Genomic DNA, 12697 nt, shown 5'->3' with positions numbered 1-12697 from the left:
GTCTGACGGAGACGCTGATGCGTACCGGATAAGGCAGTAAGGTCAACAGCGAACGACCGACCGAGGGAGCCGCGCATGGACAGCCAGAGGTGGACCAGCACCTCCGACCGCTACCTGACGCCCGGCACCGGCGACACCTGGGCAGCCGAAGCCGAGCAGTCCGGCCAGCGCGGCTCGCAGCGGATCCTCGACGTCGCCACCACCCCCGCTCCCGAGGCGGTCAGTACAGCACTCGGGCTCAACCCGCACGACCAGGTCGTGGTGCGGCGCCGACTGATCCTCGCCGACGACACCCCCGTCGAGATTGCCGAGTCGTACTGGCCTGCCGAGATTGCCAGCAACACGCCGCTCGCCGGAGCCGCGAAGATCCCCGGTGGTGCCGTCGCCCTACTGGCGAAGCTCGGGTACCAGCCGGCCATCACTCGCGAGCAGGTCGACGTGTCGCTGGCGGGCAGCGCGCTCAGCCCGGACGACCGTCACGAGATGCGCATCGCACCGACCGCCGCGGTCCTCGTTCTTCAGCGCACGGTCTACGACAACGACGGGGCGCCGTACGAGCACAGCATCATGACGCGGCGGCCGGGCCTGCCGCTGGTCTACACCCGACGCGGTGCCTGATGCCCGTAATCCGCGACCCGCGCCCGAGGTCCCAGCAAATCGCCGCCGAGCTGCGCGCCTACATCATGAGCGGCGACCTGCCGGCCGGCGCCAAGCTGCCCAGCACCGCTGAGCTGAGCGCCACCTACGAGGCGCCCGGGGCCACGATCCAGAACGCGATCACGATTCTCAAATCGGAGGGCTACGTCGAGGGACAGCCCGGTCGAGGGGTCTACGTCCGTCCCGTCCAGCAGCAGACCATCACTCCGGCCGACTACGCCGAGCCGGTCGAGCCGGGCCAGCCGTACGCCTGGATCACGGCCGCCAGCCGTCGGGGCGAGGAAGGCGCCTCGGCCCTGATCGACGTCGGCGAGGTGCCGGCACCGGCGGAAGTCGCCGCCGCTTTCGGTACCGACCGTGGGATGCCGGTGGTTCGGCGGTACCAGCTACTCACCCTCGACAACGAGCCGGTCGAGCTGGTCAGTACCTTCTACCCGGTCAACCTGGCTCGGGGTACCGCACTGGCAGAGCAGCGGAAGATCCGAGGCGGATCGCCGGCCGCTCTGGCCAGGATGGGTCGGGTGCTGGCCCGGTTCGAGGACGTGGTGTCGGCGCGACCGGCGACGTCGGAGGAGTTCGTCCGCCTGGAACTGCCAACCGAAGTTCCAATTCTGCGGACGTTCCGGGTCTCCATCACGGAGGACGGGCAGCCGGTCGAGTGCCAACTGCTCATCAAGGCGGGAAACCGGCGCAATGTCCGCTACCGCTGGCCGACGTGACCCACGACCAACCAACGCGGGTCGAAGAGATTCGTCACGCTGACGCCTCCGGCTACTGGCCCTGCTCAGCAAAGGTGTTCGCGGGGATCCCCTGAACCTTCCGCTCGGCACCGGCTCGCCGGATCAGCAGGCAACTCGCAGCCTCTCGCAAATGGGCGGCGTGCGGGCGCCGCCCATCAGAGGATCACCCCTGACCGCTTCTCCCAGTCGGCGATGATGGCCGCGATCTCCCGGAGCGCCTGCGACGGCGTCCTACGCGCCCCACTCTCGTGCCGGTGCAGCCCGGCCTTCGTCTCGAAGTTGATGCTGCCGAGAGCCGCGCGCAGCTCGTAGTACTGCTCGGCCCGCTTGTTGGCCTCATCACGGTAGAAGTCGATGAGGCTGAACGCGGCGGGGGTGGGCTGGCTGGTCTCGCTCATCGGACGGCCTTCCTCTTCGGCAGACGAACCGACCGGACCGGCCGCCGGGGCGGCACCTCCCCGAGTTCGCGGAGCAACCGCACCAGAACCTCCGGCGTCAGCTTGGCAGGTCGACGACGGATCGTCTGAAGCTGGCTCGCCATCACGGCCGCACCTCCCCGTCGCCGTCCGGACGGAGCACGTACCGCGAACAGCGTGCGGCCTGGTGTCGCTCTCCGCCGCAGAACCGGCACGGGCCGCGCTGGCCACCATCGGGCATGCCGCAGTAGCCGGTCGGACCGAACGGGCCGCCGAGGAACACCTTCACCGCCGGACGGCCACACACGCACAGCTCGCCCCGATCCGCCGGCCGTTCGGTCTCGTTGAGGGCGGGCGGGGCGACCGGTGGCGGGTTGACGTGGACGTACACGCGGACGCTGTCCCGGTCGTCGGCCCGGTTATTGCGGTAGGTGCGGGACACCGACACCACGTCGAAGACGACCCGAACCCGCTCGACCAGGCGGGCGACCTCGGTCCGGCTGCCCTGAAGACGGATCTCCACCACGGTCACCACCCCCCGCTCAGGTGGCAGACGATCGCGACCAGCACGCACAGCCTGGCCACGGTGGCGAGATACACGGTGGCGAGATAGACGCGGGTGACCCGGTTCACGACCGCACCTCCCGCTCGTGCGCGCGGGTGTGCGCGGCCCCGTACGCCGCCGACACCTCCGGCGTGGCGTGTAGGCGGTAGTCGCCGCAGAAGTGGCAGATCGTCTCGGCCGGAGTGACCAGCACGATCGGAACCCCGTTGTGCGGCTTCCGGATCGGGTTCGACCAGCGCAGCCCGCACGCCTCCGGCCCGACGTCATGCGTCCACCAGTTGTGGCCGGAGTCGTCGACACCAAGCCAGGTGGTGCCGTGTTCGATCCCGTCGACCGGGCAGGCGTCGTCGTCCGCGCTCGCCGGGAACCCATACCGGAAGGCCATCTCGGCTGCCCGCTCGTCAACCCGGATCGGCGGCGGCGCCGTCCGGGCCAGCAGACCATCGACGGTCGCGAGCAGATTCCCGGCCGTCCGAGTCGGCATCAACACCTCCGCCCCCGCCACACCGATCATCAGATAGGTGTCGGTCGGCCACGCCGCCTCGACGCGGGACAGTTGGACGACCACCTGGCGCGGGCCGATGACACCGGCCATGTCCAGCGCGATCGGCTTCGACCGGTGCTCCCCACCGTCGGCGGGCAGGTCATCGGCGACGGTGCAGTGCCCGGCCGAGCACCACGGTTCATGCCTCATGGGGTCCATCAGCGACCACCTCCAACGGTGAAGAGTCGGAACGCGACAGCGGTACACGCGGTTGCGATAGCGGCGAGGGTGACGGTCAGCCAGCCGCCGACCGGCAGCGCCAGGAGAAGGAGCAGGGCGGCAGCGAGGAGGAACCGCCAGCCGGTACGGCGACGGTTCATCGGGTCACCTGCTCGGGCTCGGCGACGATCTCGACCAGCTCGTCCGGCCGGAAGTCGTAGCACCCACGGCAGTGGCCACAGGTCGGAACCGGCGAACACCATCAGCAGCACGCAATCGCGGGCACGGTCGCGGAACAGGTGGACAGCGGTGATGGTCAGCGGTTCGGCGGGCTTGTAGACGCCGCCGCCGACGTGGATGTCTCGGGTGATCCGCATACCGGGCTCGACCGACCGGGCGCGGACCAGGAGGGTACCGGGTCGGGTCAGAACGGGCATCCGGTCACCTCCACCGGCCGGGCCGCCGCCGCTGGGGCGGTCGACAGGAGCGGGCGGGTGAGGGCACCGGCGGCCGTGGTGGCGGTGCGGAGCATCAGCGCCTTCGCCTTCCGCTGGTCGAGCCGGTCGGCGACGACCCGGCCGCCGGCCGTGGCGACCGTCCACCCGTCGGGGCGGCGCATCGCGACGGCAAGCGCGGCGGCGGGGTTGTCGGCGTTCATGGCGGCGAACGCCCGGCCGGGCACCGCCGTTCGGAAGATGAGCGCCGGTTTGACGTCCCTCATCGGTTCGTCTCCCCATCCCGGTCGGCGATCTGGGCCTCGACCGGCAGCATCGGCCGCCCGCAGCACCAGCCGTCGGCGTCAACACCTTCGACGGCATCCCAACCGGCGTCGGTCTGAATCTCCTCGCCGACCCTGACCAGTCCGATAGGCATCTCGACCCCGGACCGCCCGGCGGCGCGTAGCGCGTACCGGCGCAGCACCTCGGCGAAGTGGAGCGTCTGAGCGGCAGTCAGTTCGACGCTCTGCCCACCACCACGACCGAGGTTGATCGAGACGGTCGGCTTGCCGATCCCGTCCACGTCGTCGAGGCGGGCGAGCGCCACATCGAGCAGGCCGGTTCCCTCGTCGGTCGGCACGTCCTCGGGTGCCGACATGTGGTACCGGTCGCCGAGCGCGTCGGCGGCGCACTGCTGCCACCTGCACCACTCGGGTTCGGTGACGGCTGCCGTTTCGGTGCCAGGCTCGATCACGGCGGCGGTCATCGGGTCACCGCCTTGCGGACCCGGACCGGGAAGCCGATCGGGTACCGGTACCCGACGTCGCCGTTGTGGACGGTGGTGCCGAGGCTGACGGCGTGCGCGTGTCCGGTTTCCACCCAGCCGTCCACGTCGACCGTCTCGACGAGCTGCCAGCCGTTCGAAGTCAGCAGCTCGTCACCGACACGTACCCGGTCGGCGGGCAGGTCGACGCCGGCCGGGCCGGCTCCGGTGAGGGCGAGGTCGCGTAGCTGCTCGGCGAAGTCGAGCGCGTGTGCCGGGCTCAGGTCGGCCCAGTCGCCGACGTTGAGCATGGCGATCATGACGCCCTTCGACTGGCTGTTCTCGATCTCCTCGGACAGTTCGATCCGGAAGGTGCCGGGACCATCCGGGCCGTCGGTCACCACGTCGGTCGGGTCCGAAGTGTGGATGGTCCAGTCGTCGGCCTCCGGGTTCGTCCGGGTGGCCCAGGCGGGTGCGATCATCGCGGCGGTCATGACGCGTTCGCCTTTGCCGCCATCGACCGGGACGCGACCGGGAACGAGTACGGCACTTCCCGGCGAGCCGCCTCCACCCGGTCGCAGATGTTCCAAACGAGCTTCTTGACCGCATTCGGAGTCATGCCGCCAACCCGGGTCGCTGTCTCCTTGCAGCTCAGGCCGTCGCGGTAGCGGAGGCGAAGAACATCCTGCTGCCGCGATGTCAGGCGGTTGAACAGTGCCGGAGTGTTCAACACCTCCAGCGCGGTCGACGACGGCCCCGGGCGGTAAGTTGGCTTCGAGGGCGGCGGCGGATCCCCTGCCAGAACGCGCCTCATGGTGGCCTTGGCCCGCTCCATAAGACCATCAACGGCACTGGGGCAGATGCCCATCTTGTTGGCGATCCTCGTGTAAGTCATCCCCTCGACAAGCCGCAGCCGAACAACCTCACGCTGCTTCGCGGTCAAGGCAGCCAGAACCTCAGCCTTACTGAAGCCAACGGGCAGATTGGCGTCGTTGAACCAGCCAGAGACTCCGCCGTCATGCACGGCCTTGCGTGGTGGCGGCGGAGTCCAGTCGGTACGGCCGAGCGCGGTCTTGAGTTGCCACCCCACAGCCGATTCGGTAATGCCGAGCTGCTTGGCAATCTCGCAGAGCGGAAGTCCCTGAAGGCAGTGCATCTCGACAACCTGACGCTGCCCAGGTGGTAGAACCTCCAGGGCCGCCGCAACTCGCTCGCATACGTCGGGATCGGCCATGCAGGGCAGGCCACTGTCGGTGGGCCGATCCTCGATCTCGGCGAACCGCTCGACCCAGTCGCCCGTCGACAGGATGCGGCGCTGAGCCTTTAGTGCCGACATTGCCCGGTACTTCGCGATCGTGATAACCCAGCCGAGCGGTGACGAGTCTTCCCGGACCTCGTACTGCGCCTGCTCCTGCCATGCCGTCAACAGCGCCTCTTGCACCGCATCCTCGGCAACGTGCCAGTCCATGGTCTGTGCGGCGACGACCCGGAGAAGCGTGGTCCGCTCGTTGCGGACAAACGCGTCGAAGTCGAACGGCGGGGCGCTGGCGGTCATCGCTTCACCCGCTGACGTCGAGCCGGACGCGGACCGGCGATCTCGATCACGTTGCTCTGCGAGAAGGCAAAGGTGCCGTTACGGCAGACGACCAGCGCGATGCGGTAGCCGGTCCGGTCGGTGAACTCGTGAACCTCCACCACCGGGAACAGGTGGTTGATGGTGCCGCCCCGCTCGGCGCGGCTAACCAGGATGTTGCCCGGGTTCGTCGAAGAGGCGCGGATCAGGTGGGTCGGGCCGGCGGCCACCGCCGGGACCGAAGCCCCGACAGCGGCCTGCCGCTCCATGATGACGGTGGTCATCGAGCCACCCGCCGAACCGTGATCTCGTCACCGAACCCGAACTGCCAACCGTCGGAGTCGTCGGCGTTCTTCTCCTCCGTGAACACCGCCACGAACTTGGACTTGGCGTCGACCGTGGTCACCTCGACCGCCTGCCAGCCGTCGGAGGTGAGCAGGTGGTCGTCGTACCGGATCTCCTGCGCCGGAATCGTCAGCGTGCCGGAGGGCCGGCGGACCCGGATCAGGTCGGCCGTGTCGTACTCCCACCCGTCGGTGTCACCGTCCCGCTCCGGGGTCCACAGGGACACCTGCCGGTCGCGCTCGCAGATCAGCAGCATGTACACGTGCTGCCAGCCGTCGCCGGTCAGGATCTCGTCACCGACACGCACATGCCGGGCCGGCTCCCACGTCTCGCCGACCGGCAGCGGATCTACCATGTCGGCGGCCTCGACCAGCACCCCGGCCTGCCGACGGGCGTTGGTCGGCGTCCACGACAGGTGCGCGTACGGCATCTGTCCCGGAACGGCGATGTCGAGCAGAACCTCTGGCATGCTCGGCTGGCCGGGGATGTCGAGCCGGTACGCCGTGACGGCGGTCTCCACGTCCCGGCTGGCGATGTTGTCGTGGGCGGCGATGAGTTCGCCGATCTCACCGGAGTGGTCGATGCTGCCGTCGGGGTCGGGCTGGTGGTTGCGATCGCAGAACAGCGGGCACGGCGTGACGGCCGGAACCCTAGTGCGCTGCGGCGGGACGAACGCAACGTCGCCCGTGTGTGGCCGTACGGGTGCGAGCGTCATGCCGTCACCCCGTCCGCGATGTCGGCAGCGGCCAGGAGCAGAGTCGCCACCCGGCGAGCCTGCTCCGGCGTCATCTCGATGTCGTCGAACGCCGGGTCACCGACGATGGCGTGCACGACGGGCTCACCCGGGCCGGCGAGGGTGTCGGTCCGGGTCACCGATACCGACAGCGTCTCCTCGCCCCGAATGGGGCTCGTGACGGTCGCCTCCGTGAACGGTGAGCCGTGGTAGGTGGTGCCCGACTGGGCGTCGTACCACTGCTCGAAGCAGGTGCCGTCGCAGTACTCGGGGCACGGCGGCAGGGATGGCAGCGTGGCCGGGGCGATGAAGACGGGCGCGGCCACATCGGGCCGGACGGGTGCGAGGGTCATCGGGCACCGCCCTCGGGGTTGCCCTGGTCCCGCAGCACAGCCCGCTGCGCCCGGCCGATCGCGTCCGCGAGCTGCCCGGCCGTCTTGGTGCTGAACTCCAACACCCCCGACGACGGCTTGACCGCCACGTACGCCATCTCCGGCACGCCGTTCATGTCCTGCCGCTCGATCCGCACCTCAACCTCGGTGTCGTCCTGGTTCACCCGGTCGCGGATCGTGGCGACGATCCCGGCGTGGATCGGCGACGTGCCGAGGTCGTCGGGGCAGCACTCGGCCGGGTCGCACCAGGAGGGGCACTGCGCGAACGCGATCACCGACGCGACCACCTGATCCGAGGTCAGCGCGTGCAGGTCGATCGACTTCAGGCGGCGGCAGTAGTCGTCGGTGAACGGCCGGGCCTCGATCCGGGCGAGCGCGGCGTCGGTCTCCTCCCGGAACTTCTGCCACTGCGCCCCGGTTCCGGAGTTGACGATCTCGCTGAACGTCTTCGCTCCGGCGAATACGAGACGACCGGCCTCGGCGAGGTCGTCGGCGCCCTTCCCGGCGATGAGGCTCTGACAGCCGTTGAGGAACGTCTCGACCTGCTCGTCGGTGTCGAACCCGTCCGGCTGCGGTGCGGCGCCGGTTCCCCGGTCGTCGATGCTGCCGGGGGTACGCGGGGTGGGGATGTTGGTCTTCGGGTTGTCCGGCCCGTCGGCGGACGGGGCGGGGGAGGTCGGGTGGATACTCATTGCGGGTCGCCTCCAAGTGGCGATCTGGGATCCCGGTTGCTGTGTGCCTACGCGGTGCTGGGATCCGCCCGTTACTGCTGCCCTTGCTCGTGTTTTGGGTTGGGCCGGGGGGTGACGGGCGCTGCTTCGTGGCCGGTAGGCCACGCCACCCCCGGCGGGGGAGATGCTCGGATGGGGTGTGCAGAACCGGGCGAAGCCTGCCTGTGCGTCCGCCCGGTCCGCCGTCTACAGGTGGGAGAGCGCCGCGCGGTGGGCGGCCGTCTTCTCCTGCCGGTCGTGGATCGCGTCGAGACGCGTCAGCTCCCGCTCGCCGCGTTCGGTGATGACGCCGTGCGCCACGTCGTACCGCTTGCCGGGCCGCATCACGAGGGTCAGGTATCCCTTGCGGGCGAGCGCCTTGAGGGTGCGGACGTTGTGGTCGGCGGACCGCTCGACCCGGCCGAACATGGCGGCGGTGGCGAGTGCCCGGTGCTGGACGTCGGTGACGTCGGCGAGGTGGGCGCCCGCCATCGTCGGTCGCACCTGCTGGTGCTGGCCGGTGGGGACGGTGTCGGCGAGGGTGAACGGGTCGGTCTCGGCCTTGGCCAGTTCGGCGTAGAGGCGGGCGACGGACCGGGCCAGTCCCTCGGTCGAGTAGGAACCGCACTGGTCTTCGATGCGGTAGGTGCCCTGGTAGGTGGTGACCGTGTAGACGTCCTCACGGACCCACTGGAGGGTGATCGTGTGGCGGCCGGCGGTGTAGGTGATCGTGTCGCCGATGGCCTTGAGAGCAGGCTTGATAGCGTGCATGGCGGATCGGACTCCTGTTCGCGCAGGTCGTCTGGTCAAGGCCCTTGGTCGGTGTTCGCGCACCGGCCTCGGGCCGCCTTGCTGATGGGGAAACTCTACCAAGAAATTCTCACCACAGGTAGAGGTCATCGGGAAAACGAGGGATGTTTTTCGCGCACCAGATCGGGCAAGATCGGGCGTGTGACCGAAACCCTCGATGACGTGGCGCGGGAGTTCGCCCAAGCGCGGGAGGACTCCGCGCGATACAAGGTGCTGCTCGCCGAAGCCCAAGCCAAGGTTGCTGAGCTGCAAAAGCGCGTCGCGCCCGCCGTCGTCGAAGCGGCCCGCAACGGGCGCACTGTGACCGAGATCCGGGAACTCACCGAGTACAGCCGGAAGCGGATCTACCAGCTTTGCCGGGCGGCTGGAGTCGAACCGAAGCCGTAGCCTCCCCGTGGGTGGCTGCTTCGCAGGAGCGCAGGTCATGCCACATACGCTCCGCCGAACCCAGCCGGCATTGAACAGCATCGACAGGTGTTCAACTCGGTCGCCAGCCAGCAGCGTCACGGTATGTCGGTAACCTGACGACCGAACGTCGAACAGTTGCCTACTGGCGAGGAGACGCCGTGAGCGGGACAACCCCCAACCGCATCCGAACCCTCCGGCGACTCGCCAGCCTCTCCCAACGCGACCTCGCGAACCGGATCAACGAGCAGGCCCAGCCCGGCCGGGCCGCCGATAATCGGCCGCCGTCGAACTAGGAGCGGCTACTCGGCGCCTCGGCGAAGTGTCCTGTTGTACCGGATCGCCTCTTCCATCTCGCGGGCCTCACGCTCCGCAGCCGACTCCGGCTCGGCAGTACCCTCGACGGTGTACCGCTCGATGAGCGCGTCGAGCTGCTTGCGGGTGAAGCTGTACGAGCCCTTCCGGCACACGTGGGCGATCAGCCCGGCCCGGCAGTCGTCGAGGAGGGACCGTTCCGACCAGCCGGTGAGCTTCGCGACCTCGGCCAAGGAGATGAGGAGCCGGTCATCGTCCATTGGGGCGGCTCGCTTGCAGTCGTACGGCGTCCCGTCGCGCCCGGATTCGCTGTTCGATCTCCTCCGCAGACGGGCCGGACGGGGTCCAGGCAAGTTCGGCGGCCTGGCGTGGCGGCAGGGAGTCCCGCAGGGCGAGGCCGGCGGCGATTGCCCGTCCGGCGGCCTCAATCGCCTCGGCGCGGGTAGTCATGCAGCTCACTGATCCGACGCTGCCGACGCTGGAGGAGGCCCAGCGGTCGACGGCGGGTTCAGGAGCGGGCCGAGGCGGTTCAGCATCTCGTCGGTGACGGGCCAGTTCGCGGCAGTCTCGGCAGCGATTACCCTGATCTCCTGCTCAAGGCGCGGGTCGTCCATTGCATAGTGCGGCATCAGGCGGCTTTCCTACGTCGACCTGAGGTGTCAGGTTGAGAGCGTGGCCTGCGACGCGGCAGGGACGGGGCGAGGAGAGGGGCGAGCTGGGCGCGCTGCTCCTCGGACAGTGCGGGCCACCCGGCGGCCGTGTCGGCGGCGAGGTCCCGCATCACCCGATCGAGTTCCGGGTCGTCGAGCCGGTAGGCGGGCATCAGGCTGCCGCCAGCATTCGGGCGACGGACCGGTCAACTCGCTCAGCAACTATCCGCGATTTGAAGATCACGAGACCATATTGCCTGTTCAGGGTGCATTTTGAGGTTCATTGCGATCTTGATCACGTGGCGGGACCGCTCAATCGGGTTGCTGCCGTCACTTACCGATCCGTGCCGTCTGCTTCCGCTGCTCGACCTCACGGCCCCCCGGCCTGAACGCTGCGGTGGCGAATACTCCCGCAGGTGTGTGTGGGTTGGTGCCCCCGCACGACGTCGAGGGCTGCCGGTGGCGGATTGAGATCCGGCCTGACGGCAAGGTACCCCCGTACCGCTACGGCCCGCCAGGCGGCCGTCTGATGAGCCAAGCCAAGAGCACCGCCGTCCCGATGAAGATCCAGGTTCCAATCCCTGGCCACGTCGTCGCTACCATCCCGCTCAGAAACAAAGCGCAGAAGATCGCGAACATCGGGTTGAGACGACGGGACGGCTGCTTCCCTTCGGCGGGCCGCGAAGGGGTCGCACTCCGATTCGGCGGCCAGCGAGGGTCACTCGGGGGCACGCTCTACTCCTCTCGCTCGTCTACCCGCTAATCAACGACACCCGCACCCGGTCGGCGAGTCCTGTGTCCAGACCCGGACACAGAAACATCACCCCGCCTGCCGACAACCCGGATAGGACCATGGCAGGCGGGGTGATGTTGGCGCCGCATCAGGCGGGGGGGTGTCCCTATGGGTTGTGTCAAGCAGCGAGGCGGGGTTCGTCCGCCGTTTTGGGCTGGTATGGCCGCTGGGTGCGGAGCATGGCGTGGAGGACGTCGACGCGGCGGCGGGCGAGGCAGATGAGGGCGGCGTTGTGTTTCTTGCCCTCAGCGCGTTTGCGGTCGTAGTAGGCGCGGCTGAGCGGGTCGGCGAGAGCGGCGAACGCGGACAGGAAGAACGCGCGTTTCAGCTGCTTGTTGCCACCCTTGGGTGGGTGTTCACCGCGGATGCTGGTGCCGGAGCGGCGGGTGACCGGGGCCAGGCCGGCGTACGCGGCCAGATGGCCGGGGGTGGGGAACGAGCTGCCGTCGCCGACTTCGAGCAGGATTCGGGCTGCGGTCCTGACGCCGATGCCGGGCATCGACGTCAGGACCGGGGCAAGAGGGTGCGTATCGAGCATCCTTTCGACCTGTTCGGCGACCTGGTCGCGTTGTCGCAGCAGGTCACGCAGGTTGTCGGCGAGTCGGGGAAGGACGGTCTCGGCGGCGGTGGTGCCCGGGACCACGACGGTCTGCGCGTCGAGTGCGGCGAAGATCTGCTCGACCAGGCGGGTGCCCATGCGCGGCGCGCGGGCCTTGACGATCTCGGTGAGTTTCGCCCGGCCGGCCTTGCGCAGACCGGTGGGTCCGCCGCACCGCGAGAGCGCCTCGAGTACTGCGGGGTGCTGCAGCTTCGGTCCCAGGACGCGTTCCAGGGGTGGGTGGATCTGGGTGAGCAGGCCCCGGATGCGGTTGGCCACGCGGGTGACCTCGCTGGCGAGGTCGTCGTCGTAGCCGACCATCACCTCCAGTTCGGCCAGGGTCTCGTCGCCGGTGTCGACCCGACGCAGGGTGTGGGGCAGGGTGCGGGCGGCGTCGGCGATGACGTAGGCGTCGCGGGCGTCGGTCTTCGCGGTGCCGGGGTGCAGGTCGGCCAGCCGGCGCATGACCAGACCGGGCAGGTAGGCCACTTGGTGGCCGCAGGCGCGGGCGACCGCGACAGGCAGCGCACCGATCGAGGCGGGCTGGTCGACCACGGCCAGGATCCGGCCGTGGCGGGCGAGTTTGTCGAACAGTTTCCGCAGCCCGGTCTCGGTGTTGGGCAGGGTCGCGTCGTGCAGCCGCTTGCCCTCACGGTTCAACGCGACCGCGTGGTGTCCTTCCTTGCCCACATCGAGTCCGATGAAGACGCCGAACCCGTCGTGCACAGCCTGCCCTCCTCACCGCGATGTCCTGGCTCGGCCGCTGGTCACAGCGCCGGACTGCCGGCATCCACGTTACGGAGAGACCTACCCCACGGACGGGGTGGCCGGGTCCCTATCAGCGGTCCGCCGACGCCACCCGGCCCGGCGACAACACCCCCCGGATCATGCGTACGACAGGGGCAGTAAGTCATACCAGGCCGGGCGACCGAGCAGTCCCCGGCTGGGGACGATCAAAAAGGTTAACGGGGCGAGGATTTTCGGCGCCGGCTTCTCGCCTACGAGGGGTAGCGGGGAGAGTTCAGGAGCCGGCAAGCGCGGGCAATGTCCACACGGCTGTGATCAGGCAGGCGATTGCGAGCCAGCCGATTG

19 protein-coding genes are annotated in these 12697 nt (G+C 69.1%); 4 read left to right on the top strand and 15 right to left on the bottom strand.

Annotated elements, in window-relative coordinates; translation table 11 throughout:
• Nucleotides 1-75 precede the first annotated feature (75 nt).
• Entirely contained in the window at nucleotides 76-618 is a 543-nt protein-coding gene (locus ACN27G_RS27515; RefSeq protein ID WP_421495632.1) for a GntR family transcriptional regulator, read from the top strand.
• Entirely contained in the window at nucleotides 618-1376 is a 759-nt protein-coding gene (locus ACN27G_RS27510; RefSeq protein ID WP_421495631.1) for a GntR family transcriptional regulator, read from the top strand. Before ACN27G_RS27515 ends, ACN27G_RS27510 begins: the two co-directional genes overlap by 1 nt.
• Before the next feature lie 176 nt (nucleotides 1377-1552).
• On the opposite strand, the gene ACN27G_RS27505 is transcribed toward ACN27G_RS27510, so the two are convergent.
• From ACN27G_RS27505 to ACN27G_RS27445, 13 genes are all read right to left on the bottom strand, one after another.
• Nucleotides 1553-1795: a hypothetical protein gene (locus ACN27G_RS27505; RefSeq protein WP_421495630.1), complete on the bottom strand. Its 243-nt coding sequence runs from the start codon at nucleotides 1793-1795 to the stop codon at nucleotides 1553-1555.
• Nucleotides 1796-1937: 142 nt separating this feature from the next.
• Entirely contained in the window at nucleotides 1938-2336 is a 399-nt protein-coding gene (locus tag ACN27G_RS27500) for a hypothetical protein (RefSeq protein ID WP_421495629.1), read from the bottom strand.
• Between the two features lie 106 nt (nucleotides 2337-2442).
• On the bottom strand, nucleotides 2443-3081 hold the full coding sequence (locus ACN27G_RS27495) for a hypothetical protein (protein ID WP_421495628.1): 639 nt from the start codon (nucleotides 3079-3081) through the stop codon (nucleotides 2443-2445).
• Nucleotides 3081-3518: a hypothetical protein gene (locus tag ACN27G_RS27490; protein ID WP_421495627.1), complete on the bottom strand. Its 438-nt coding sequence runs from the start codon at nucleotides 3516-3518 to the stop codon at nucleotides 3081-3083. The genes ACN27G_RS27495 and ACN27G_RS27490 overlap by 1 nt, the downstream gene beginning before the upstream one ends.
• Nucleotides 3506-3802 carry a hypothetical protein gene (locus ACN27G_RS27485; RefSeq protein ID WP_421495626.1) on the bottom strand — a complete coding sequence of 99 codons (297 nt, stop codon included), beginning with the start codon at nucleotides 3800-3802 and terminating at the stop codon, nucleotides 3506-3508. The genes ACN27G_RS27490 and ACN27G_RS27485 overlap by 13 nt, the downstream gene beginning before the upstream one ends.
• Nucleotides 3799-4284: a DUF6907 domain-containing protein gene (locus tag ACN27G_RS27480; protein ID WP_421495625.1), complete on the bottom strand. Its 486-nt coding sequence runs from the start codon at nucleotides 4282-4284 to the stop codon at nucleotides 3799-3801. The genes ACN27G_RS27485 and ACN27G_RS27480 overlap by 4 nt, the downstream gene beginning before the upstream one ends.
• Complete coding sequence (locus ACN27G_RS27475) at nucleotides 4281-4775, bottom strand: hypothetical protein (protein ID WP_421495624.1); 495 nt, start codon at nucleotides 4773-4775, stop codon at nucleotides 4281-4283. The genes ACN27G_RS27480 and ACN27G_RS27475 overlap by 4 nt, the downstream gene beginning before the upstream one ends.
• Nucleotides 4772-5836, bottom strand: a complete 1065-nt coding sequence (locus ACN27G_RS27470) for a sigma-70 family RNA polymerase sigma factor (protein ID WP_421495623.1) — start codon at nucleotides 5834-5836, stop codon at nucleotides 4772-4774. The genes ACN27G_RS27475 and ACN27G_RS27470 overlap by 4 nt, the downstream gene beginning before the upstream one ends.
• On the bottom strand, nucleotides 5833-6138 hold the full coding sequence (locus ACN27G_RS27465; protein ID WP_421495622.1) for a hypothetical protein: 306 nt from the start codon (nucleotides 6136-6138) through the stop codon (nucleotides 5833-5835). Before ACN27G_RS27465 ends, ACN27G_RS27470 begins: the two co-directional genes overlap by 4 nt.
• Nucleotides 6135-6914 (bottom strand): hypothetical protein, encoded by a 780-nt coding sequence (locus tag ACN27G_RS27460; protein ID WP_421495621.1) that lies wholly within the window; start codon nucleotides 6912-6914, stop codon nucleotides 6135-6137. The genes ACN27G_RS27465 and ACN27G_RS27460 overlap by 4 nt, the downstream gene beginning before the upstream one ends.
• Nucleotides 6911-7285 carry a DUF6907 domain-containing protein gene (locus tag ACN27G_RS27455; protein ID WP_421495620.1) on the bottom strand — a complete coding sequence of 125 codons (375 nt, stop codon included), beginning with the start codon at nucleotides 7283-7285 and terminating at the stop codon, nucleotides 6911-6913. The genes ACN27G_RS27460 and ACN27G_RS27455 overlap by 4 nt, the downstream gene beginning before the upstream one ends.
• Nucleotides 7282-8016, bottom strand: coding sequence for a hypothetical protein (locus ACN27G_RS27450; protein ID WP_421495619.1), 735 nt, complete (start codon nucleotides 8014-8016; stop codon nucleotides 7282-7284). Before ACN27G_RS27450 ends, ACN27G_RS27455 begins: the two co-directional genes overlap by 4 nt.
• A gap of 225 nt (nucleotides 8017-8241) precedes the next feature.
• The gene (locus ACN27G_RS27445) at nucleotides 8242-8805 is read right to left on the bottom strand and encodes a hypothetical protein (RefSeq protein WP_421495618.1); all 564 of its coding nucleotides are present in this window, start codon (nucleotides 8803-8805) and stop codon (nucleotides 8242-8244) included.
• A gap of 180 nt (nucleotides 8806-8985) precedes the next feature.
• Here ACN27G_RS27445 and ACN27G_RS27440 point away from each other — a divergent pair, with 180 nt between their 5' ends.
• Together ACN27G_RS27440 and ACN27G_RS27435 are read left to right on the top strand one after the other, a co-directional pair.
• Entirely contained in the window at nucleotides 8986-9231 is a 246-nt protein-coding gene (locus ACN27G_RS27440; protein ID WP_421495617.1) for a hypothetical protein, read from the top strand.
• Nucleotides 9232-9410: 179 nt separating this feature from the next.
• Nucleotides 9411-9545 carry a hypothetical protein gene (locus tag ACN27G_RS27435; RefSeq protein WP_421495616.1) on the top strand — a complete coding sequence of 45 codons (135 nt, stop codon included), beginning with the start codon at nucleotides 9411-9413 and terminating at the stop codon, nucleotides 9543-9545.
• Nucleotides 9546-9551: 6 nt separating this feature from the next.
• Here ACN27G_RS27435 and ACN27G_RS27430 read toward each other — a convergent pair whose 3' ends face one another.
• Together ACN27G_RS27430 and ACN27G_RS27425 are read right to left on the bottom strand one after the other, a co-directional pair.
• Complete coding sequence (locus ACN27G_RS27430; protein WP_421495615.1) at nucleotides 9552-9824, bottom strand: hypothetical protein; 273 nt, start codon at nucleotides 9822-9824, stop codon at nucleotides 9552-9554.
• Nucleotides 9825-11125: 1301 nt separating this feature from the next.
• The gene (locus ACN27G_RS27425) at nucleotides 11126-12331 is read right to left on the bottom strand and encodes an IS110 family transposase (protein ID WP_421495614.1); all 1206 of its coding nucleotides are present in this window, start codon (nucleotides 12329-12331) and stop codon (nucleotides 11126-11128) included.
• Nucleotides 12332-12697 lie beyond the last annotated feature (366 nt).

Source organism: Plantactinospora sp. WMMB334 (genome assembly GCF_049179095.1).
In the GTDB taxonomy this organism is placed as follows: domain Bacteria; phylum Actinomycetota; class Actinomycetes; order Mycobacteriales; family Micromonosporaceae; genus Plantactinospora.
Note: the sequence above shows the minus strand (reverse complement) of the source record. Positions and strands in the feature narration are given on the sequence as shown.